The 23,035-nt window shown below is 60.5% G+C and carries 18 protein-coding genes; 12 read left to right on the top strand and 6 right to left on the bottom strand.

Translation table 11 applies throughout. The annotated features are described in order from the left end of the window. Positions 1-45: 45 nt before the first annotated feature. The 11 genes from ACYU7Q_RS07920 to ACYU7Q_RS07870 all read left to right on the top strand — a co-directional run bounded on the left by ACYU7Q_RS07920 (position 46) and on the right by ACYU7Q_RS07870 (position 13,993). Complete coding sequence (locus tag ACYU7Q_RS07920) at positions 46-1,188, top strand: COX15/CtaA family protein (RefSeq protein WP_460608905.1); 1,143 nt, start codon at positions 46-48, stop codon at positions 1,186-1,188. Positions 1,189-1,254: 66 nt separating this feature from the next. Continuing rightward, entirely contained in the window at positions 1,255-2,106 is an 852-nt protein-coding gene (gene cyoE / locus ACYU7Q_RS07915; RefSeq protein WP_460608904.1) for a protoheme IX farnesyltransferase, read from the top strand. 93 nt (positions 2,107-2,199) lie between these two features. Then, on the top strand, positions 2,200-2,787 hold the full coding sequence (locus tag ACYU7Q_RS07910) for a cytochrome c oxidase subunit 3 (RefSeq protein ID WP_460608903.1): 588 nt from the start codon (positions 2,200-2,202) through the stop codon (positions 2,785-2,787). A gap of 21 nt (positions 2,788-2,808) precedes the next feature. Beyond that, the gene (locus ACYU7Q_RS07905; protein WP_460608902.1) at positions 2,809-3,582 is read left to right on the top strand and encodes a cytochrome c oxidase subunit 3 family protein; all 774 of its coding nucleotides are present in this window, start codon (positions 2,809-2,811) and stop codon (positions 3,580-3,582) included. 87 nt (positions 3,583-3,669) lie between these two features. After that, positions 3,670-4,014 (top strand): cytochrome C oxidase subunit IV family protein, encoded by a 345-nt coding sequence (locus ACYU7Q_RS07900; protein ID WP_342299878.1) that lies wholly within the window; start codon positions 3,670-3,672, stop codon positions 4,012-4,014. 24 nt (positions 4,015-4,038) lie between these two features. Further along, positions 4,039-4,692: a hypothetical protein gene (locus ACYU7Q_RS07895; protein WP_460608901.1), complete on the top strand. Its 654-nt coding sequence runs from the start codon at positions 4,039-4,041 to the stop codon at positions 4,690-4,692. Continuing rightward, entirely contained in the window at positions 4,676-5,251 is a 576-nt protein-coding gene (locus tag ACYU7Q_RS07890) for a DUF420 domain-containing protein (protein WP_460608900.1), read from the top strand. The genes ACYU7Q_RS07895 and ACYU7Q_RS07890 overlap by 17 nt, the downstream gene beginning before the upstream one ends. Positions 5,252-5,291: 40 nt before the next feature. Further along, a complete protein-coding gene (locus tag ACYU7Q_RS07885) occupies positions 5,292-5,546 on the top strand; it encodes a hypothetical protein (RefSeq protein ID WP_460608899.1) in 255 nt (84 codons plus the stop codon). Positions 5,547-5,659: 113 nt separating this feature from the next. After that, positions 5,660-5,950, top strand: coding sequence for a DUF983 domain-containing protein (locus ACYU7Q_RS07880; protein WP_460608898.1), 291 nt, complete (start codon positions 5,660-5,662; stop codon positions 5,948-5,950). A gap of 303 nt (positions 5,951-6,253) precedes the next feature. Next, on the top strand, positions 6,254-10,060 hold the full coding sequence (locus ACYU7Q_RS07875; RefSeq protein ID WP_460608897.1) for a sensor histidine kinase: 3,807 nt from the start codon (positions 6,254-6,256) through the stop codon (positions 10,058-10,060). 75 nt (positions 10,061-10,135) lie between these two features. Beyond that, on the top strand, positions 10,136-13,993 hold the full coding sequence (locus ACYU7Q_RS07870) for a hypothetical protein (RefSeq protein ID WP_460608896.1): 3,858 nt from the start codon (positions 10,136-10,138) through the stop codon (positions 13,991-13,993). 12 nt (positions 13,994-14,005) lie between these two features. Here the strand turns inward: ACYU7Q_RS07870 and ACYU7Q_RS07865 are convergent, their stop codons facing one another. Genes ACYU7Q_RS07865 through ACYU7Q_RS07855 form a run of 3 tightly spaced genes read right to left on the bottom strand, consistent with a single transcriptional unit; the run spans position 14,006 to position 18,225 of the window. After that, positions 14,006-14,620: a 3'-5' exonuclease gene (locus ACYU7Q_RS07865; protein ID WP_460608895.1), complete on the bottom strand. Its 615-nt coding sequence runs from the start codon at positions 14,618-14,620 to the stop codon at positions 14,006-14,008. A gap of 49 nt (positions 14,621-14,669) precedes the next feature. Further along, a complete protein-coding gene (locus tag ACYU7Q_RS07860; protein WP_460608894.1) occupies positions 14,670-16,145 on the bottom strand; it encodes a hypothetical protein in 1,476 nt (491 codons plus the stop codon). A gap of 34 nt (positions 16,146-16,179) precedes the next feature. Beyond that, positions 16,180-18,225, bottom strand: coding sequence for a beta-N-acetylhexosaminidase (locus ACYU7Q_RS07855; RefSeq protein ID WP_460608893.1), 2,046 nt, complete (start codon positions 18,223-18,225; stop codon positions 16,180-16,182). Between the two features lie 81 nt (positions 18,226-18,306). On the opposite strand from ACYU7Q_RS07855, the gene ACYU7Q_RS07850 reads away from it, so the two are divergent. Next, a complete protein-coding gene (locus ACYU7Q_RS07850) occupies positions 18,307-20,106 on the top strand; it encodes a DUF2339 domain-containing protein (RefSeq protein ID WP_460608892.1) in 1,800 nt (599 codons plus the stop codon). A gap of 9 nt (positions 20,107-20,115) precedes the next feature. Here ACYU7Q_RS07850 and ACYU7Q_RS07845 read toward each other — a convergent pair whose 3' ends face one another. From ACYU7Q_RS07845 to ACYU7Q_RS07835, 3 genes are all read right to left on the bottom strand, one after another. Next, on the bottom strand, positions 20,116-21,465 hold the full coding sequence (locus ACYU7Q_RS07845; RefSeq protein ID WP_460608891.1) for a DUF58 domain-containing protein: 1,350 nt from the start codon (positions 21,463-21,465) through the stop codon (positions 20,116-20,118). A gap of 146 nt (positions 21,466-21,611) precedes the next feature. Beyond that, positions 21,612-22,403: an SDR family NAD(P)-dependent oxidoreductase gene (locus ACYU7Q_RS07840; RefSeq protein WP_460608890.1), complete on the bottom strand. Its 792-nt coding sequence runs from the start codon at positions 22,401-22,403 to the stop codon at positions 21,612-21,614. 78 nt (positions 22,404-22,481) lie between these two features. Further along, positions 22,482-23,000, bottom strand: a complete 519-nt coding sequence (locus ACYU7Q_RS07835) for an NADAR family protein (RefSeq protein WP_460608889.1) — start codon at positions 22,998-23,000, stop codon at positions 22,482-22,484. Positions 23,001-23,035: the final 35 nt, after the last annotated feature.

Below are 23,035 nucleotides of genomic sequence, written 5' to 3'. Positions count from 1 at the left end.
CTGCCCCCGTATATATATGCCGCGGCCGCATGAGCACCGGTTATCATGGAAAATGTTCATCTGAAACCTGCTGTTCGGCGCTTCCGCTTTGTTGGGATTCTCACGGTTATAAGCGTCTACCTCTTGATTTTGGTGGGGGGCGTGGTGCGCAGTACCGGTAGTGGTATGGGCTGCCCCGATTGGCCCAAATGCTTCGGTAGTTGGGTTCCCCCAACCAAAGCCAGCCAGCTACCGGCCAATTACAAAGAAATCTATACTGCGCAACGGGTGGCCAAAAACCAGAAGCTGGCCCGTACATTGCAGCGAATGGGCTTCGCTCAGGTTGCAGGAAGCATATTCGCGCATCCTACCCAATACATCGAAACGGATTTTAACCCGGTAAAAACCTGGATTGAATATGTGAATCGATTGTTGGGTGCCCTGATTGGGGTATTTGTTTTTCTTACGGTTGTATTCGCCTTGCCGTACTGGCGGCAGGACCGGCCCATATTTTGGTTGGCTTTTGCCTCGTTTCTGCTGACGGGGGGGCAGGGCTACCTGGGGTCGCTGGTAGTCTCTACCAATTTGCTGCCCGTGATGGTAACGGTGCATATGGCGCTGGCGCTGGTAATCGTGGCATTGCTGCTGTATGCGGTTGACCGCGCGCGGTGGGGGCAGGGCAATGTTGTATCGAGATTGCCAGAAGCTGGAATAATCGATGCTCCAGCGATGCCGAGGCGACCTGTGGGGGCTTTGCAAATCTGGCTTTGGGCTGCGCTTCTGCTTACTTTCTGGCAGATTGTACTTGGCACGCAGGTGCGTGAACAGGTGGATATTGTATCGGCCGCAGCGGGTTACGTGGGGCGCGAAAGCTGGGTAGCCAAGTTGGGCAGCGTGTTCAGCTTGCATCGAACCATGTCAGCCGCGGTATTGCTACTGAATGTGTATGTAGGCTACGAAATATGGCAGTTGGCTCACAAGCGCCTGCGTAATTTGGTCACGGCCACACTAAGCCTGATTGGGCTGGAAATATTAGCTGGAATCGTGCTGGCATCATTTGCGCTGCCCGCGGCAGTGCAGCCGATACATCTTACGTTGGCCACCGTACTCTTCGGCATCCAGTTCCTGACGTTGCTGGCCGTGGCCCGCGCCCGCAAAAGCCCGGAAACTATTGCGCCCACGGATGCACCCCGGCAGGTTGTTGCGTAACTTTGCGGCCCCGTTGGGCCTGGCTTCGATAAGTTGGGCCGGGCGACGAAATTATTAGTACGATTGATGGTTAAGGCCCGCGCCTATTTTCAGCTGCTCAAATTCCGGCTTTCGCTCACGGTAGCGTTTTCCAGCGCCATCGGGTACATGTTGGGTGCGCACGAGTTTAGCTGGAGCCGGGCGCTGCTGGTGATGCTAGGCGGTATGCTCGTAACGGGCTCGGCTAATATCATCAACCAAGTGCACGAGCGGGAGTTGGACAAGCTAATGACACGCACGGCCAAACGCCCGTTGCCGCTGGGTATTATCTCGCCAGCAGAGGCTTGGGTGTTCTGCGTGCTATTGGGCGTAGCGGGGCTGGCTTTGCTCTGGTATTGTTTCAACCCGCTCACCGCTGGGCTGTCGCTGCTGTCGCTTATTCTCTACGGCTTCATCTATACGCCGTTGAAGACGATTTCGCCCATCTGTGTAGCTGTAGGGGCCATCCCGGGCGGTTTGCCGCCGCTCATTGGCTGGGTAGCTGCTACGGGCTACATCGGGGTAGAAGCCTGGGTGTTATTTGGAATCCAATTCATGTGGCAGTTTCCGCACTTCTGGGCCATTGCCTGGGTGGCCGATGACGACTACAAGCGAGCCGGCTTCAAAATGCTGCCCACGCCCGGCAACCGCGACCTGCGCACTGCATTCCAGATAATGACCTACACGTTGCTACTGATTCCGCTGAGCCTGTTGCCGCTGGAATTTAATATTTCGGGGCGCATTTCGGCGCTGGTGGCCGTGGTGGCTGGGGTATTATTTCTGCTGCTCACGGTGCAGCTCATGCGCACGCAGTCGCGGAAGGCAGCGTTGCGCATCATGTTTGCTTCTTTTCTATACCTGCCCATCGTACAAATTGCGTTGGTGCTTGACAAAATATAGCCGTCAGTTGTTGATAGTTGGTTGCCAGATAGACTTGAATAAATCAGACAATCAGCAACTAAAAACGGACAACTAATACCTAATAACTACCTTATGAATCCTTCTGAAACGTTATCCGAAAAGGAAGTTGGACTTGGTTGGCACCCCAAACGGGTTCTGCTCATCCTGCTTATTTTCAGTATTGTGATGATGTTTGCGGCTTTCACCAGCGGCTACATTGTGCGCCGCGACGAAGGCAACTGGCGTGAGTTTGATTTGCCCGGTTCGCTACTCATTAACTCCATTATCATTGCGCTGAGCAGTGCCAGCATGCAATGGGCCTATTTTTCAGCGCGTAAGGACGAAATCAGCCGTGTGAAAACCGGCCTGATTATCACCCTGGTACTGGGTCTGGCCTTCCTGGTAGGGCAGTACCACAGCTTCGGCGATTTGGTGGCGGGCAACACCTACTTTGGCGGGGCCGACGCCAATCCTTCCGGTTCGTTCGTATACGTATTGATGGGCGTGCACGCTTTTCACCTGGTTACGGGGCTTATTTTTCTGGCTGTCGTACTCAAGCGGACGCTTAATTATCAGGTGCATTCGCGTGCCCTGCTATCCATCGGCAATGCTACCTTATACTGGCACTTCCTGGGCGGGCTTTGGCTGTACCTGTATTTGTTCTTACTTTTGAACCACTAAAACGACGTTACGCTGTCTGCTATGGCCCAATCGACCACTTTGCCGCACCCCGCGGCTTCCGCTACCCAAGACGCCCCACGCACCGGCAACTGGGATGGCGGCAATGAACCCTTCAAAGCGAGCTACGGCAAGCTGATGATGTGGTTCTTCCTGCTTTCTGACGCATTTACTTTCGCCGCCTTCCTCACCACCTATGGCATGATTCGCCATAAGCACGAGGTATTCACCGGCGAAGCCAAAGACTTTGTGTTCAGCACGCGCTGGTGGCCCATTCCCGACCATGTATTCAACGCCTTCCCCGGCATGGGCGAGGCAAACGTCCCCCTGGGTTTCGTGGCCTTGATGACCATGATTCTGATTTTGAGTTCAGTAACGATGGTATTGGCCGTAGAAGCTGGCCACCGCATGGACAAAGCCGATGTGCAGAAATGGCTGCTTTGGACCATTCTGTTCGGCAGCACTTTCCTGGCTAGCCAGGCGTGGGAATGGACTCACTTCATCAACGGCCACCACGAAGGCACGGTAATGGCCGACGGTACGGTATTCCACGGGGCCAACCTGGCGATGAACCAGTACGGTCCGGTGCTCTTTGCCGACTTGTTCTTCTTCATCACCGGCTTCCACGGTACGCACGTATTCTCGGGTGTCTGTCTGTTGATTTGGTGCTTCATTGCCACCACCAACGGCACTTTCGAAAAGCGTGGCCACTACGAGATGATTGAGAAAATCGGCCTCTACTGGCACTTTGTAGACTTGGTGTGGGTATTCGTATTCACTTTCTTCTACCTCGTTTAAAAGAGTGTTGAATGCTGAATGTTAAGTGCTGAGTTATCAACTTGGCCAACATTCAAACCTTAACCCTCAACATTCAAAATTTCAAAAATGGCTTCTCACGCAACTACTGAACATGCCCTCGCGCCGGGCGAAATTGCCAAGCCGAACACCGCCTGGATTTGGCGGGTATTCGGCATTCTGGTTGGCATCACGGCTGTCGAATTCGTTTTCGTATTCCTGATGCACCCAAGCACGCTGCGCAACAGCATCTTTATTGTGCTTACCATTATGAAAGCCTTCTTCATTGTGGGCGAATTCATGCACCTGAAGCACGAGACCAAAGGCCTGATTTGGACCATTCTGGTGCCGGTAGCGCTGCTGGTGTGGCTGCTGGTGGCCCTGATTACCGAAGGCTCGTTCATCGGCGAAGTCTTGCAAAACATGTTTAAATAGCGGATGCGGCCCCGCCAAACCCTTTTGCTGGGGCTGCTGCTATTGGTGCCGGTACTGGCTTTTTTGTTCCTGTTCCGCTTCGGCACCAACCGTTACGCGCTGCCAACTTACCTGCCCGACCGTGTGGATTCCACCCAGGTTGGCGGGGAGTGGCAGCGCGATACTGTTTTCCACCAAATCGCACCGTTTCAATTGCCGTCCTCTACCGGACGCGAGGTAAGCAGTGCAGAGTTGGGAAAAGGTCTTTACATTGCCCAATTCTTTGGAGCGGATGAGGCCAGTGCCCGCGTAGCGCGCCAGTTGCTGCGGGTACAGGAGAAATTTCGGCACGAGCCTCGCGTACGTTTGGTCACTTTTGTGCTGAATGCAGGTTCTGGACAAACCACAACCCTTGCCCAACTAGCCGAGCAATACGGCACCATTGCGGGCAAATGGTTTTTCCTGACAGGCAATTCCGACACGCTTACGCGACTCACCCAGCAGGAATTCCGCCTGACGGCAGACCCCAAACGGTTGCCAGGGGCGGTATACACAGCCAACATCCCCGCAGGTCGGCTGTTACTGGTTGACAATCAGCGCCGGGTGCGTGGCATTTACGATGGTACCGACGGACGCGAAATAGACCGCTTACTCACGGAAGTAACCGTGCAGCTTTACGATTATGAACACCCCCACTGAACAACTGCATCCGCCAGTGATGGCCCCCGGCGATTATACGCGCTATAAAATCATTCTTGGGGGCTTGGGAATAGTGGTGCCGCTACTAGTAGCGGTGCTGTTCTATTTCAAAGGAATTTTCAAGATTGACGGGGCCGATGCTTACCTGCGCATGCTGCCGGCCGTTAACGCTGGCTTGAATTCGCTGACTGCCGTTGCGCTGTTGGTGGGATACTACTTTATCCGGCAGCAGAATGTGCTGGCGCACCGCACGGCCATGGGTACTGCCTTCGCCTTGGGCGGGCTGTTTCTACTGTCTTATGTGGCCTACCACTCGCAGGTAGAAAGCACGCATTTTGGTGGCATTGGGACCATTCGGGCCGTTTATTTCTTTTTGCTGCTCACGCACATCAGTTTGGCGGTGGTAACAGTAGGGTTGGTGTTGTTTACGCTGTATTTCGCGCTCACGGGGCAGTACACTAAGCATAAAGCCATTGCGCGCTGGACCTTTCCGGTATGGCTGTACGTATCGGTGACGGGCGTTATCGTGTATTTCATGATTGCGCCGTATTATACCTGATGGTAAGAAACTTTGCGCCAATCATTGTGTTGATTTAGTTATGAAAAAGACCTCTTTTGCTGCTGCTTTCGCTCTATTATTGGGCGTGATGCTGAGTTTGGCCCCATTGGTGGTTCAGGCCCAATGCACGATGTGTAAATCGCAGGTGGAGGCGGCCCGGCAGGAGCGCGACGACTACGACGTGGCTGGCCTCAACAAGGGTATCGTGTACATGATGACGGTTCCGTATATCCTGATGGGCGCGGTCGGGTATTTCTGGTACCGGCGCACGCACCCCAAGTCGGCTAAAGTATAGTGGAACAGCCTACTACGGCTATTTCATCAACAACCCGGGCGCTGTTGGAACTACGGTGCCCGCGTTGCCATATAGGGAAGCTGTTTACGCACCCGGCGTTCAGTACCAAGTTCATGGAAATGCCTGATGCCTGCCCGGTCTGCCATCAGACTTATGAGCCGGAGCCGGGGTTTTATTATGGGGCGATGTATATCAGCTCGGGTTTCTCAACGGGGGTATTGCTGGCGATTGGGTTTCTGCTCTACTATTTGGCCGACGACCCGCCGCTATGGGTGTATGTGACCGCAGTGGCAGCGGCTGTGGTGGCTATTACGCCGTTGCTGTTTCGCTACTCGCGGGCCGTTATGCTCTACGGGTTTGGCGGCGCTAGTTTCGACCCGCGATACCTAAGTTGGGAGAAATAAAAGTATTATGGATTTCAAAAATGCTGCCGAAGGGCAGCATTTTTTATTAGGCTTGGATTTTGCGGATAGCGTACTTTAAGCGGCCTACGCATCAGGTAGTTTATTCTGTTGATGGCGCTGCTTCGGTAAGAGGGGTTTGTGACTGAGTAACCTGTTTACTTTGGGTGGCTGCCTTTGCTTCGCTGGATTAACGACTTTACTTCTTCTTTTTTGCGCCCGATTTCTGCCCTTGGTTCATCCGTAAAACCAGCTTCCTCGTGGCGGCTGCCTTGGCTGTTACTGCTGGGGGCTGTTTTGTGCTTTGTGGGCGGATACCTGGCCAGCCGTTATGCCCAAACGCCGGGCGTGGTACAGCGCACCGATGTGGCCCGCCTGCAACAGCTGGTGCGCAACGCCGAGGCCACGGCCCGTCGCGAGGCCGACAGCGTGGCTGCCGAACTACCACGCGGCAACTATAGCTTTCAAAAGCTTATTGCGCAGACTACTTACCCCACCTACGTACTCGAGAACGGGGCCCTGCGCTACTGGTCTGATGCAACCTTGCGGCCCGAGGCGGATGCCACCACAGCCGCCGAGCGACTGGTAGAAACGCCAGTGGGGGATTTTCTCCAGTTGCGGCGGCTCGCGGGGCGGTATTCGATTCTTGTCTATTTGCCCCTGGAGCGGCACTACAACATCAGCAACCGCTACTTGCGGGAGGGCGGCGAACAAGCGCTTTTTCGCGGGCTGGAGCTGGAAGTAGTGGCAGATAGTGCGGCCCAAGGCCTGGTCCGGTTTGAAGCCCCCGATGGCCATTATTTGTTTTCCATCAAGCGAAAGCAGCCCAATCCGCTCACCGGGCAGTATGTGCCGCTGGGGTTGCTGGTATTGGGCAGCCTGCTGTACGCCGCGGGGTGGTTGCTGCTGGCGTGGCGTTGGTGGCGGGCCAGGCTGCCAATAGCCGCCGTATCTGCTTTGGTGGTGCCGTTGGTGCTGTTGCAGGCGCTCCTGCTGTATCTGGGGCTGCCGTACTCGTTCATCGAGTTGCCGTTGTTCGACCCGCGGGTGTATGCGGCGGCTTGGTGGGCACCTTCGCTGGGCGACTTGCTGCTTGATTCCTTGCTGGCCTTGCTCGCAGCCGTGGGGGGCGGGGCGTTGTGGCGGTATTTTCAGGTACCGCAGCGGGTGCGGGCCCCGCGCGCGCGCAGCCGGCAGATTATAGCCGTAGCAGTGGTGGGAGGTGCTTTTTGCGGGTGGCTGGGGCTGTTGTTCAGCTATTACACCACGGTTTTCGGGAGTTCCCAGCTCAGCTTTGATGTGAGCCGCAGCGTGCAGATTACGGGTTTCTGGGTGGTGCTGGCGCTGGCGGTGCTCCTGCATACGGCCGCGTGGCTGGTAGGCTTGTTTGGACTGACGCAACTGGCGGGTGCCTTGCTGCAGCACGTGCCGCGCCGGTTGCTGTTGCTGACCCTGGCGCTGGCTGCGCTGCCCGTGCTGGGGGTGGGCCTGGTACTGGGGCAGCCGTGGCTTTTGCTGGTAGGGGTTTTGTTATTATTCGCGGCACTGGTGCGGGGCGTGAATTTGCGAGCCGAGCCCACGACCAGCAACTACCAGTCCTCGGTGCTGCTGGTGCTGCTGCTGGCTCTCACGTCGGCTACCGGAGCGCTGGCCTTGTATTCCCGCTTCGAAAAGCAAGTATTGGTTGATAAGCAGCGGCTGGCGGGTAACCTATTGGTTGATAATGACTTTCAAGGGGAGTATCTGCTGAGTGAGCAGATGCACAAAATCGCGCGTGACCCGTTTGTGCGGCGGGCTCTCACTGCCGCTTTTGGGCGGCCCGAAGCGGTACGCGAGCGCATTGCCCGCCAGTACCTGAGCAACTATTTCGACAAATACGAAAGCACCATCACGCTGTATGACGCGGCCGGCGACCCGGTGGGGGCCCCCAAAGGCACGCCCAGCCTACGCGAAGCCCGCGCGGCCACGGCGCGCCAAGCCACGCCCACCGGGCAGGCCGGTGTTTTTCTGGTGCAGTCCGATAACCCATTTGGCTCGCGGCGCTACGTGGCGCACGTCACCGTGCCGGGGCAGCAGGTGAATGGCATTGGCTTGCCGCTCGGGGCCGTCCGGGTAGAATTAACGCTCAAAAAGCTCACTTCCTATAGCGTGTTGCCAGAACTGCTGGTGGACCAGAAGTTTTTCGAGCCGGGGCTGGCCACCGAATTGAGCTATGCCGGCTACAACCACGGCCGGCTGGTGTATAGCGAAGGCGACTTCGACTACGCCAACCGCCTGCCCACAGCCCTGCTGGCCGAGCCGCGCCTCTACACGACGGGCATCACGCGCAAGGGATTCCACCAATTTGCCGTGCGCGGCTCCCTGGACCGCACCGTGGTGGTGACTACGGCCACATATTCGGTGGGCGACTGGCTGGCTAACTTTTCGTTTCAGTTTCTGCTGTCGACGTTTTTCTGGCTTGTAGTGGGCGGAGCGGCTTTGCTGATACGTGGCCGGGCGCTGCCCCGGCTCAACTTCAGCACCCGCATTCAGCTGCTGCTGAATGTGGGTATTGTAGTGCCGCTGCTGGTAGTGAGCGTGGCCACGGCCAGCCAGCTCATCGACTCCTACAAGCGCGACCTGGCCCGCACCTACGAGCGGCGTGGCCAGCTGGCGCTGGAAAGCCTGCGCCGACAGCGCCACTTGCTGTCCGATAGCACGGCCCGCCCCACGCTGGCCGCCCTGGCCAAAAACGTGGCCGCCCTCACCGAAATCGACCTCAACCTCTACGATGCCCACGGCGAGCTGCTGGCCAGCAGCCAGCCCCTGATTTTTGATGCCGGGCTGCTGGGGCCGTTGGTGAATCCGCAGGCCATGGTGGCGCTGCGCGAACGCAATCGGCCGCGCGCCCTACTCACAGAGCGGGCCGGTTCGTTGTCGTTCAACTCGTTGTATCTGCCGGTGCGGGCCGGGGCAAACGAAAAGGTGGTGACCGATTTGGCGGGGCACGCCCTGCACGAACGACTGCCGGTCGCGACCAATAATAAAGGGGTAGAATATTCGGTCAAATCGCCATTCGATGATGATGATGGCTCGTCGGCTGACGAAATTGACATGCCTACTGGCCCAATTCTGGGCTACGTGGGCATTCCGTTCTTCGACTCGGAAAAGGCGCTGGATACCAAGCTGACGGAGTTGTTTACCACGATTCTGAACATCTTTACGCTGATGTTCCTGCTGTTTCTGGGGCTGGCGTTTGTGGCGGCGCGGCAGCTCACGGCCCCGCTCAAGCTCATTGCGGAGAAACTAACCAAAACCACGCTTACCGGCGAAAACGAGCTGCTGGACTACCGCAGCTCCGACGATGAAATTGGCCTGCTGGTGCGCGAATACAACGCCATGCTCACCAAGCTGGAGGCCAGCAAGCGCGAGCTGGCCGCGCAGGAAAAGGAGGCCGCCTGGCGCGAAATGGCCCGGCAGGTGGCCCACGAAATCAAAAACCCGCTCACGCCCATGAAGCTGAGCCTGCAATTTCTGCAAAAGGCCATTGCCGAGCGCCGCGCCAATGCCGAGGAGCTCATCGGCCGCATCAGCCAGACGCTCATCACGCAAATCGACGTGCTGAGCGACATTGCCACCAGCTTCAGCACCTTCACCAACCTGCCCACTATGCGGCCCGAGCGGCTGGACGTGGCCGCCGTGCTGCGCCGTAGCGCCGGCCTGCACCAGCCCGATACCAACGACGGCGCCCTGGCCCTGCACCTGCCGCCGGATGCCGAAACCGGCCGCTACGTGGTGTTTGCCGATGAAAACCTGCTGGTGCGCACCTTCAATAACCTGCTGATAAATGCCCGTCAGGCCGTGCCTGAAGGCCGCGCCCCGCACATCGACGTGTCGCTGGAACCAGCCGGCTCGGGCAGCGTGCGGGTGGCCATCCGCGACAACGGGGCGGGCATTCCCGAGGACGTGCGCGAGAAGGTGTTCGTGCCCAATTTCACCACCAAGGCCAGCGGCTCGGGCATCGGGCTGGCGGTGGCCAAGCGCGGCATCGAGAGCGCCGGGGGCAAAATCTGGTTTGAAACCAAAGTGGGGGAGGGGACGGACTTTTTCATTGAGTTGCCGCTGGCGGGGTAAAGGAACCCGAATGCCCCCACGACGGCACGAAATTCCCAGTTCGTGTCGTTACCTGCCAAACCCGACCTTTACCGCATGATTCGTCGCTTACGCCTGTGCTTTCCCTTGGTGGGCCTGCTCGTCGCGGCGCTATTTTGGGGTAAGCAGGAGGCGTGGGCACAGGCGCGGCCGGCCAAAAACGGCGAGGCGCTGCCGCCCAGCACCCGCCGCTGCCGCTGGGTGCGGCTAGCCGAGGGGCGCGACACCACCAGCTTCGCGCTACTGGATTCGCTCACGGTGGTGCCGTCGTCGGTAGTCATTAATGGGCGCGGAGCGGACTACGACGGACGCACCGACCGCTACCGCTGGGTGCGCCCCGCCCTGCATGACAGCAGCGGCGCGGCGCGGCCCGATTCCATTCTGGTGTGCTACCGGGTGCTGCCGCTGCGGCTCACGGCACCCCGCTTCCGGCGGCCCCGCAGCCTGATGGACAGCCTGGGCTTCCGGCAGGTGATTTCGCGGTACGAGGATTTCTCGGTGAAAGAGCAGATTCTGAATACGCCAGGCGTGAGCAAAACGGGCAATCTGAGCCGGGGGCTGAGCTTTGGCAACACCCAGAACGTGTTTGTGAACTCGGCCCTGAACCTGCAATTGGAAGGCCAACTGGCTGAGAACATTCACCTCACGGCCGCCATCTCTGACCAGAACGTGCCCTTCCAGCCTGAGGGCAACACCCAGCAGCTCCAGCAGTTCGATAAAATCTACATCACCCTCACCAACCCCAACTGGAACCTGACGGCCGGCGATGTGGTGCTGCGCAACAAGCCCGACTACTTTCTGCGCTACTACAAAAACATCCAGGGTGCGGCCGTGGAGGCCAATTTCGGTCCGCCCATCGTGGGGCTCAGCGGCTTTGGAGCGACGCAGGGCGTGGCCAATGCGGTATTTCTAAACGGCGTGGCGGGGCAGGTGCCGGGCGGCGGTGTGGCCGGGCCGTCGCCGGCCACGCTCAACCCGCCGGCCATCAGCCAGCCCCAGCTCACCGACCCGAACCGCCAGGTGCCCGGCACCGGCGCGCCCCTGGCGGGAGACCAGGCCGGCCTGACCGGCAGCACCGTCCGCAGCGCTGGGGTGCGCAAAGGGCTGGCGTGGCGCTCGTCCACGTCGATAGCCGGCGGGGTGGCGAAGGGCAAATTTGCCAGCATCCAGGTGTCGCCCATCGAGAACGTGCAGGGACCGTACCGCCTGAACGGGCCGAATGGCGAGCAGTTCATCATCGTGCTGGCCAATTCGGAGAAGGTTTACCTCGACGGCCGCCTGCAAACCCGGGGCTTCGATGCGGATTATACCATTGACTACAATTTGGCTGAAGTCACGTTCACGCCGCGCCACCTCATCACCCGCAATTCCCGGATTAGGATTGATTTTGAGTATTCGGACCTCAACTATTCCCGCTCGCTGGTGGCCGCCAGCCACTACCAGCAGCTGGGCCGCCTGAACGTGCACGCCAACCTCTACCAGGAAGCCGACAACCCCGACAACGCCCCCAACCTCAACCTCAACGACACCCTGCGCGCCGCCCTGCGCCGGGCCGGCAACGTGGCCGTGGCCACCGCCACCGGCGGCGACTCGGTGGCTTACGACCGCCGCATTGTGCAGTACCACCGCGAGCTGCGGCTGGTGGGCAGCCAGCGCGTGCCGGTGTTCACTTACGTGGGGGCCGATTCGCCGATTGACTCGCTGCGCGGCTCCTACACGGTGCGTTTTACCGACGTGGGCCAGGGCAACGGCGACTACGTGCGCAGCACCAACCCGCGCTTTCTTACCACCAACGGCACCGTGTACGAGTACCTGGGGCCGGGCCTGGGCCGCTACCGCCCGGTGCGCCTCATTCCCACGCCGCTGCTGAAACAGATGGTGACAGCTGGCCTCAGCTACCAGCTGGACAGCAGCACGACGGTGTTTGCCGACGTGGCCCGCTCGCGCCTCGACCGCAACCGCTTCTCGCCGGAAAGCGACCAGGACGGGGCCATGCACGTGGGCTACGCGGTGCAGGACCGCCGCCTGCCCGCCGCGCTTGCGAATGGTGTTTTGAAGAATTACCGCCTGCGCTCGACGCTCGATTATGAGTACACCGGCAAGCGCTTTTCGCCGATTGACCGCTACCGCGACATCGAGTTTGACCGCAACTGGAGCAACGTGAGCACCGCGACCACTACCGGCACCACGCCGGTGGCAAAGGAGGATAATATCTTCAATTTCAGTGTAGGGGCCAATAAAGACGCGAATAATGGCGTGAACTACCGGCTGAGCCGTCGCTTCCGGCCGGGCGAGGTGAACGGCCTGCAACATTGGCTGGATGCGGCTCAGAAAGTGGGCAGCCTGGAGATGCGCGGCTCGCTGTTTCTGCTGAATTCGGACGCCGGACGCTTCCATTCCAACTGGGCGCGGGGTGAGGCCACGGGACGCTTCGTGGGCGGTCGCATCGTGCCGGGCTACGCGTACCGGTTCGATAAAAACCGGGTGACTTCTGCCACCACCGATACCATTCGCTCGGCCAACTACTTCGACGAGCACGACGTGTTTATCCAGAGCCGTGACTCGGCCCGCACGCAGTTCCGCCTCGACTATACCTACCGCCGCGACCAAACCCCCAACCGCGAGCAAACCTCCTTGCAGCGGCGCGGCACCGCCCAAACCTGGCAGGGCACGCTGGCCTCGCGGCTGGGCAAGACCCAGGATATCCGGGTGCTGGGCACTTTCCGCGACCTCGATTCCCTGGGCTTGGCCCGCAACCGCACGGTGCTGGGCCAGGTGTTCTACAACGCCGGCCTGCTGCAAAACCAGATTCGCTCCGAACTAAACTACAGCGTTGCCACCGGCCGCGAGCTGAAGCGCGACTACTCGTTCTTGGCCGTGCCGGCCGGGCAGGGCACGCATTACTACGCCGGCGACCTCAACGGCAACGGCCGCGAGGACAAGGACGAGTTTTTCGAGGCCCAGACGCCGGATGCGCAGTACCGCACCTACATCAAAGTCTATCTGCCCACCACGGACTACATCACCGCCTTCACCAACCGGCTGGCCTACCGCCTCACCACGGCCGCCCCGCGCGGCTGGCGCGAAGCCGGTGGCTGGCGGGCGATGGCCTCGCGCTTCGCCACGCTCACCAGCATCACCGTGGACCGCCGCACCACCGACCCGTCGGTGCTCAAGCGGCTCAGCCCGTTCAGCTTCGATAAGGAGGACAACCAGCTGCTGGCCTTCAATCAGCTGTTTCGGAATACACTGTATTTCAATCGGTCGAACCCCATTTTCGGGGCTGAATTCACGGTGCAGCAGACGCAGCAAAAGACTCTTTTGGCCCAGGGCTCCGACCTGCGCAACCTCACCACCCAGAGCCTGCTGCTGCGCCGCACGCTGGCCACCTCGTTCACGGGCCGCCTCACCGGCTCGCGCGACATTCGCGAAGCTACCAGCAGCTACCTGCTGGCCCGCAACTACCGCCTGCTGATTTACGCCATTCAGCCCGAAATCAGCTACCAGCCCACGCCCAGCCTGCGCCTGACGGGCACCTACGCGCACACCTTCAAGCAAAACACGCTCGATGCGCCGCTGGCCACGTTGCCTACGCCCACCCCGGCCGAAACGCACCCCGGTTTCTTCGATGACCTCGGCCTCGAAGCGCGCCTCAGCCAGGTGAGCAAGCGTACCATTTCGGCCGCCACGCACTACACCCGCGTGCAGTTCGACGTGGACCCTGCCGCGCTCAACTCGGTGGTGGCCATTGAAATCCTCAACGCCCTGCGCCCCGGCAGCAACTTCACCTGGAACCTGAACGTGGAGCAGCGCCTCAGCAACGGCCTCAACATCACGCTGGCCTACGACGGCCGCAAAGCCAGCAACCTCAACACCGTGCACACCGGGCGCATGCAGGTGGCGGTGCTGTTTTAGTCCCAAAGATGTCTAGCGGGCCAGCGCCATGCGCTGCTTGGCGGCCCGCGCCGCCAGTCCGGCCGTGAGCTCGCGCTGCTTGAAGCACAGCGGCAGCGCCGTGCCCGAGCGGAAAGCGCGCACGGTGATTTCGGCGCAGGCGCGGGCGTCGCTCAGCGCGTCGTGGTGGCTGAGGGGAATGCCGAACTGCCCGGCCACGTGGTCGAGCTTGTGGCGCTCGAAATGGGGCCAGCACACCTTGGCGAGCTTCACCGAGCACAGGGCATGGAAGGCGGGAATGGGCAGGCCGAAATCGCGGCAAGTGTATTCGAGCACGCTCACGTCGAAGGCCGAATTGTGGGCCGCTACGGGCTGCTGGTGCAGGTAAGGCAGGAGCTGGGGCCACACGTCGGCCAGGCTGGGGGCGTGGTGCAGCTCGGCTTCCGAAATGCCGTGAACCTGCTGGTTGCGCCAGTCCACGCGCAGCACACGGGGGCGCAGCAGGGTGGCGTACGTTTCCACAATCTGGCCGCCGCGCACCCGCACTACGCCCACGGCGCAGGCACTGTCACGCCGCTCGTTGGCGGTTTCAAAGTCGATGGCCGTGAAGTCGAGGTTGGCCAGCGCCCGGGTAATTTCTGCTTGCATAATAGGCAAGTTAGCCGCGAAGGGGCTAATCTGAACTATTGGCCCGGGGTTATTGAACGGCGGGCAATGGCGGCGCGGTTACGTCGCAGCACACGTCGGGTACCTCGAAGTAGCGCTCCATCACACCGTTAATATTGCCCGCGCAGCCCGGCGTGAGGTCGATATCGAACTCAATATCCGAGCTGAATTGACGCAGCGGGGCCAGCACCCGGCCGTAGCGCAGGCGTAGCGGCGGCAGCGTAACTTGTGGGGTACCGGCTTGGTGCGCCGCCCGCAACGTGGCAAAGCGCGCCTGCATCTGGGCCTCAAATGGGGCGGCGCTGGTGGCCAGCTCCCGCCAGGCTTCGGGCGTATGGCCGGCCCCCAAAGCGACCATGAAAAGCAGTAGCAACAGCAGTTGAATTGGTAGCTGCCGGGCCTTCGTCACAGCAGTTGAGGGCCGAAGGTGCTGCCCCGCCAGCCACCCCAGCCCGGCCGTAGAAAGCAGAAGTACAAGCAGAATTTCGTTTTGAGCACGAGGCAATGGCGGCCCAACCACAAGGTGACGGAATAGCAGGAAACCGATAAAATTCAGGGTGCCAAAAGCCAGCAGCAGCGCAGTCCAATATTGGCGGGGAAGCGAAATAAAGGATTGGCCATCATGTAATTGTTGGCGGCCAAGCCACAGGCCGGCTATTCCGGCCGCCAGCGTGCTGCACACAATAAGGGGTTTGCCCAGAAACTGGGCCATTGAATAAGTGGCGCGGGGGGCCAGTACCAGCCAACGGTAGGCGTGGTAAGGGTCGGAAGGCGGAGCCATGGCGGCAACGCGGGCCCAGTTGCCGGGCGCGGCAGCCGCCAGTGCGGTGGCCGCCGCGCCGATGCCGAGCCACAATAGCAGCTTGGGCCGGGCGGACCGGGGCAGGGCGAAGCCCAGCAGCGCCAGCACGGGCACGGCCTGCACCAGCGTCAGCTCGTTGCCGGTGAGGGCCAGCACCAGCGGCAGGCAGGCCAGGCCGGCATTGCGCCACTGCGTAGGCGGCGGCCCCCAGCCCGCCCGAAGGGCCAAAGCCGTGAAATTCAGCAGCCCCATCAGCGGCAATTGATAAGCCACGATGCCGCAGAACCAGTACAGAAACGAGAATGGTGAGGGCGCGGCGTTGCAGAACAGCGCCAGCAGCAGCCCCGCCGCCCACAGCGCCTGGCCCCAGGAGCATGCCCTATGCAAAGCCGTATGCCACAGCGCCCGCAGTAAATGCGCCAGACTGGCCCACAGTGCAATAAACGCACCCGCCGCCACCACTTTCACGCCGCCCAGCCAGCCGTAGGCCACAGGGTTCAGCACCGTCATGATGAAGGTGGTAGTGAAGCGCCCGGTCCAGGTTTGAAACAGCCACAGCTGCACGCCCCAGGTGCCGTGCTCCCGCATCCAATACGCATTGCGGAAGTCGTCGAAAAACGGCTGGTTGAACGCGGTGAGCAGCAGAAAGGGCAGCAGGGCCAGAAGTATGCCCAGGCGCAGCAGACGTAACGAAGAAGTAGGCAAAGCAAGATGGCTGTGGAAACGCAAATATGCGGCTCTACAGCCCGGCCAGCTTGCGGGCCGCTTTCACCACGGCCAGCTCGGCCTGGCCGGCGGGGGCTTGGGCGGCATCCAGCGTGGCACGGGCGGCTGCCAGCCACGCCAGAGAGGGTGACTGGCCGGTTTGCAACTGCGTAAGGCGCTCCTGTACCACTTTGCCTACAGCAGCCAGCCGGGTAGAAAGCGGGCTGTATTCCGTCAGGCTGGGATTGGCGGCGAGCAGGGGTTGGAGCAATACATCATTCGCCTGCCAGCGCACGGCCTGGGCGCGCAACGCCGCCAACTGGCGCAACGAGGCCGGCAGCCAGTTAGGCGAAGCCGGCTTGAATGCCACCACGCTATCCACCAGCACGCCGAAGCGGCGCGCTACTTCCGATTCGGCCGGCGCGGCGTCCACCAGGCGGTTGAGTGGCGTGGCGGTAGTGTAGTTGAAGCCCTGGAAATTGCGTTTGTACTCTTTGACGGGCTCAATAACTTCGGCCAGCGTGCGCAGCGGAACCACATTGCCGGTGCCGGCCAGTTGCTTGAGTAGCAGCTCGGGCACGCGGCGATGACGTAACCCCAGCGTTTCGAGCTGAGGAGACAAGACGTTCAGTCGGCGGTACATATCGGCCACGCTTTGGGTCGCGGCCTGCGGCGACCACAGCCGCTCAGCCACGGCCCCCGCCCGGGGCCAGATGCGCGAATCGAGCACCACCGAGTCGGCGTATTCGGCCCACATCGCGGCCTCGCCACCCAGCACCAGCCTTTGCTCGGCGGGCGTGAGGGGCGTGTCAGGCGGCAGCGGGTCGGTGAGGTAGGAGCTGGCCGCAGTCAAATTCAAATCCAGATAATAGCCACTGGAAAGCAGCGAAGGATGGCCCAGCTTAACGGCGTCGTTCAGGCCTTTTTTGCCGCGCCAGCTTTGGATGATGGCCTCTTTCGGCAGGTCGGGGCCGAGAATTTCATCCCAGCCAATCATGGTTTTGCCGCGCTGTTGCAGCATCGCCATCACGCGCCGGTTGAAATAGGTTTGCAATTGGTGCTTGTCCACGGTTTTGCCGTCGGCTTTCACCATTTTATGGGCCTGCATCCAGGCCACAATGCGCGGGGTGCGCCGCCAGTTGCGGCCGTCGTTCTCGTCGCCGCCGGCGTGGAAATACGGGTCCGGAAACAGCGTCGTCATCTCAGTCAGCAGCGAATCGAGGAAGGTGTAGGTGGTTTCGCGGGTGGGGTCGATGGCCACGTTGGTGGTGCGCCAGCGCGTGTAGGGCGCATACACCGAGTCGTTGGAGGCCAGGCGCGGGTAGGCCACAATCCAGCTGGTGGTGTGGCTGGGCATGTCAAACTCCGGCACCACCCGGATACCGCGCGCCGCTGCATAGGCCACCACCTCGCGCACTTCGGCCTGGGTATAAAAAAGCCCGTCGGTGCTGCCCACGGTTTGCAGGCGCGGAAAAACTTTGCTTTCGATGCGGAAGCCCTGGTCGTCGGTCAGGTGCCAGTGCAGCACGTTCAGCTTCACGGCCGCCATGCCGTCGAGGTTGCGCTTGATGACAGCTACCGGCATAAAGTGCCGGGCTGCGTCAATCAGCAGCCCGCGCCAGGCAAAGCGCGGCTGGTCTCGGATATCAACTTCGGGCAAATAGCGGACTTTCTTATCGGTGCGCGGCAGCTGCTCCAGGGTGGCCAGCGCCCGCAGTACGCCCAGGCTGGTGGGGGCGTCGATGCTCACGCCCATCGGTGTCACGCGCAGCGAATACCGCTCTTCGTCAAACAGCTCGGGCCGGCCCACCCGGCCGTAGCGGATTTGCAGCACGGGGCCTTTGGCCGGTTCGGCAGGCCCTTGCAGGCGCGTGAGCAGGCGGCGGGCCGCGTCGCGCACGCTGGGGGCGGCCGTAGCGTCGAGCTGTAGTTTCAGAGGGGTTTTTAGCGGCAACTGGCCCTTGCCCCAGTGCGTGTCGGCGGGCAGCGGGAGCAAGGGCGAAGCCGACTGGGCGCTGCCCGCCCCGGGCCACAGGCCGAGCCAGCCGAGAAAGAGGAAGGTAAGCCAGAATCTTGTCATCGGCCCAAAGTACGGCATCGCGCCGCCTGGGAACGTGACTTTGTGTCCAACTTGCGCCTAAATCAGGCTATTTATCCTCGCATGAAATCACCCTCCTGGCTGGCCTGGCTGTTTTGCAGCCTGTTTATCGCAACCATCGCCTTCGGCCTTGTGCCGCGCTGGAATACCAAAAACTCGGGCGCCGTCATTGGTTGGGATGTGTCGGGCTACTACCTCTACCTGCCCGCTGTTTTTATTCACCACGACCTTCAAAACCTGGCCTTTAAAGACCAGATGATGCAGGAGTACGCCCCAACGCCCGATTTTCAGCAGGCGTTTCGGCACCCCGGCAGTGGACACTACGTGATGAAGTATTCGGCGGGCATGGCCGTGCAGTACCTGCCGTTTTTTCTGGTAGCGCACGCACTGGCCGCTCCTTTGGGCTACCCCGTCGATGGCTTTTCGCCGCCGTATCAGCTCGCTATTCTCGGGGCCAGCGTGCTGATGTCCATTCTGGGGCTGGGGCTGGTGCGACGGGTGTTGCGCCCGCGCTTCGGCGAATGGCCCACGGCGCTTACGCTGCTAGGCATCGTGCTGGGGACCAACTATCTGGACTACACTGCCATCGGCGGAGCCATGACGCATAACTGGCTTTTTACCTGGTACGCCGCGTTGCTGCTGCTTACCCCGGCCTTCTACCGGCAGCCTACCCGGGGCCGGGCGCTGGCCATTGGGGCCATTGTGGGCCTGATGGCCCTGACGCGGCCCACCGAACTGCTGGCCTTGCTCATTCCGCTGCTTTGGGGCCTGCGGCCTACTGGTCCGGCTGTGCGCGAACGGCTGGCGTTCTGGCAGCAGCACTGGACATTACTGCTCGCCGCCGGATTAATTGGGGCCGTCATTTTAAGCGTGCAGCCACTGTACTGGCACTACGTGAGTGGCGACTGGATAGTGTATAGCTACCAGCAGCAGGGGTTTAGCTGGCTGCGGCCGCATTTATGGGACGGCATCTTCAGCTTCAAAAGCGGCTGGCTGCTGTACTCCCCGCTGTTGGTGGTGGCGCTGCTGGGCTTTATGGCGCTGCGCCGGCAGCAACCCGCCGCCTTTTGGCCGCTACTCGTTTTCATCGCCCTGTTCACCTACGTCACCTTTGCCTGGGATGAATGGCTGTACGGCGGCTCGCTGGGCCAGCGGGCCATGGTGCAGAGCTATGCGGTGCTGGCCTGGCCGTTCGCGGCGGCCCATCAGTGGCTACTGGCCCGGCGGCCCTGGCTACTGGCCTACGGTGCTTTCGCGGTGCTGGGCTGCTATTACAATCTCTGGCTGACTTACCAGGCCCACCTAGGGGGGCTGTTGGTGGCTGGCCAGATGACGCGGGCCTACTGGTGGCGCATTCTGGGCCGCTACGATGTGCCTCCCGAAACCCGCCTGCTGCTCGATACAAACTACGATTTTACCGGTACTCCCCGCAACTATCAGGTGCTTTGGAAGCAGGATTTTGAAACTCTGGCCGGCAACGCCGGTTGCGGACAGCCCGCGCTACGCGGTACTTGCTCCCTGTTGCTCGATGCCGCCCATCCGCAAAGTGCTGATTTCAATATTCCGACCCGGCCGGGGCAGTTCAGGTGGGTGCAGGGCCAGGCCGTGGCCAGCACCAGCCAAACCGAGTGGATTGAGGGCAAGATGACCCAGTTCGTGGTTCGGTTTTGCCAGGGGCCGCGCGTGGTGCGCGAGCGCACCGTGCAGTTTCAGCGAGTATTGCAGCCCAACGTGCCCCAGGAGCTGCGGTTCTACATCAAGGCCCCGCACGAGGAGTTCGACCACATCACAGTGGTGTTTCTGCACCATGGCCAGGCCGCCATGCGGTTCGACGATGCCCAACTGGCCGGTTTCGATGAGTAGTCCGCCGATTTATATCAGGCCCCGGGCTTTGAACTCCAGGTACTTGTTGATGGTGTTCGCAGTCAAATCCTTGGGCGCTGTCAATAAGGAATAAATGCCGTAGCGCTGCAGTTCGAGCACAATCTGGCGTTTTTCCTGGGCGAATTTCTCGGCAATGGTCTGATTGTACACATCCTCCGTGGTGGCCGCGGGCGCTTCAAGGAAGGTCCGCAGCTCAGTGTTTTCGAAGAACACCACCAGCAGCAGGTGGTCTTTGGCCAAACGGCGCAGGTAGGGTAGCTGGCGCTGCATGCCGTGCAGCGTTTCGAAATTGGTGAACAGAATCAGCAGGCTGCGCTGCTTGATTTTGGCCCGCACTGTGGCGTAGAGCAGCTCAAAATCGGTTTCGAGGTACTTGGTTTTCTGGCGGTAGAGGATTTCGAGCAGCTTCAGCAGGTGGCCGGGGCGGCGGTCGGCGGCCAGCGCGGCGCCGGGGCGGTTCGAGAAGGTGAGCAGGCCGGCTTTATCGTGCTTGAGCAGCGCAATGTTGCTGACCACCAGCGTGGCGTTGATGGCGTAGTCAAGCAGACTCAAGCCGTCGAACGGCATCCGCATCACGCGGCCTTTGTCGATGAGGCAATAGACCTGCTGGGCGCGCTCGTCCTGGAAGTGGTTCACCACCAGCGCGTCATCGGCCCCGGTGCCGGCGCGGCGGGCGGTGGCTTTCCAGTTCAGGCTGCGTGGGTCATCGCCGGGTACGTAGGGCCTGATTTGCTCGAATTCCATGCTGTGGCCCACCCGCCGGATGCGCTTCACGCCCACTTCCGTGAGGCGGTTGTGGATGGCCAGTAGCTCGTACTGCCGCATTTGCAGGAAGGACGGGTACACCGGAACCACCTTGCCCTGCGCGTAGCGAAACCGCCGCCGCACCAGCCCCAGCGGCGAGGCCGCGTAAATATTCAGCGCCCCAAACTCGTACTCACCGCGCTTGGTGGGCCGCAACTGGTAGTCGATAATCTGCGTTTCGCCGGGCCGGATGGTGGTTTTGAAGAGCACGTCGCGCCGCTGAAACTGATGCGGAATTTCATCAATCGTTTCGGTTTGGATGGAAAACCGGTAGCGATTTTCGAGGTAAATCCGCACGTCGTTATCCGAGCCGTTGGCTAACTTCTCGCCGAGCACCCGCCGGCCAAATACCGGTGCGGCCTGCCCTTTAACGGGCGCGTAAAGCAACAGCGCATCAAGCAAAGCCAGCACCACGAACAGGCCGAGCACAATTTTCATCGGCCCCAGCAGCCAGGGCAGAAAAAAAGCCACCACAAAGCCGGTGGCAATGGCCGCCAGCACCTGAAAAAAACGGGAGGTAAGAAACAGCGTCAAGGGTAGCTGGCGTGAGGGGAAAGGCAATATTCGGCAATTTCACACCAACCTGCGGCACATTGTAGCGCGGCCTTTTAGTCCGCGTCCCCACGCCGCTGAAATCGTTCGGGGACGCAGACTAAAAGGCCGCGCTACAATCGCGCCTGCTACACTGCGCTGCGCACGATGCCGCCATCTACGCGCAGGGCCGCGCCGTTGATGGCTCCGGCCAGCGGGCTGGCCACGAACACCGCAAAATCAGCAATTTCTTTGGGCTGAATGAGGCGGCCGATGAGCGAGGTGGGCCGATTTTCGGCCATGAAGCGGCGCTCGGCGGCGGCGTAGTCGGCTTCGTTGGGGAATACCTGACGGATGAATTCTTCTACGCCGGGCGTGTGCGTCGAGCCGGGCATTAGCGTATTTACTGTCACGGCAGTACCCTTGGTCAACTCGGCCAAGCTGCGCGAAATGGAGAGCTGCATAAGCTTGGTGGCGCTGTAGTGGGCCATTTCGGGGGCCGGGTTCAGGGCCGATTCACTGCTGATGAACAGGATACGGCCAGTGTTGCGGGCCAGCATGCCGCGCAGGTAGTGGCGGCTCAGGCGCACGCCGCTCATCATGTTCACTTCAAACAGGCGCTGCCAGGCTTCGTCGGTGGTATCGAAGAAATCGGTGGCCTCGTAAATACCCAGGTTGTTGATGAGCACGTCCACTTCGGGATATTGCGCAATGGTGCGGGCGGTGCCTTGCGCCGTGCCATTGTCGGCGGCCAAGGGCAGCAGCTGCGCCTGGGGAAACTCTTTTTGCAGCTCGGCAATGGCCTGGGTCACGCTGGCCTCGGAGCGGCCGTTGATAATGACTTTGGCGCCTTCACGGGCAAAGGCGCGGGCCATTTCCAGGCCAATGCCGCCAGTAGAAGCGGTGATGAGAACGGTTTTATCGGTGAGTTGAACGTCCATGAGACAACGGGTAAGGAATAAAAACAGCCGGTCGAAATGCGGGCTGGATGAAGTACAACCTGCAACGGCAGCCCTCGGTTATCGTCGCCGCAATTCGTCGCGCACTTCCATCAGGGCAAAGCCCAACAAATTGGGTCCCAACCAACGGCTTGGGTCGACCGCATCCGCCGAGTCAGCAGCCAGCCCAATGCCCCAAATAGTATCCACCGGACTGGCTTCAACGAGCACCCGGTCATTGGTAGAAAGAAGGAATTTCGCCAGATTCGGGTGTTGCCCGAATTTGTGCAGGTTGCCGGCAATCACGATTTCTACCTTGCGTGCTTCCCAGGTTTCAGGTTCAAAATTCTGGATTTCGCGGCCTAGCTTTTTTGCTTCGGCGGGGCTTTTAGCTGCCAAAATCAAAGCCAGGGCATTATCGTCGCCGAACAGCCGTGCCTTTTCCGCCATCATCCAGTGCTCAGTCGAACGGTAAGTGACGCCGGCCACCACAAAATCGGCCAGCCACCACTGGCTCAGGCAGGATTTAGTGATGGTGCCGTCCTTGCTGGGCTGATTACCCCAGAAGAACAAGTACTTGACGCGGGCATCCTGCGCCAACTGGTCGAGCAGCCACTCGGTGGAATACCTCATGA

Source organism: Hymenobacter terrigena (assembly GCF_054776515.1).
This window is presented reverse-complemented; position numbering and strand designations above follow the sequence as displayed.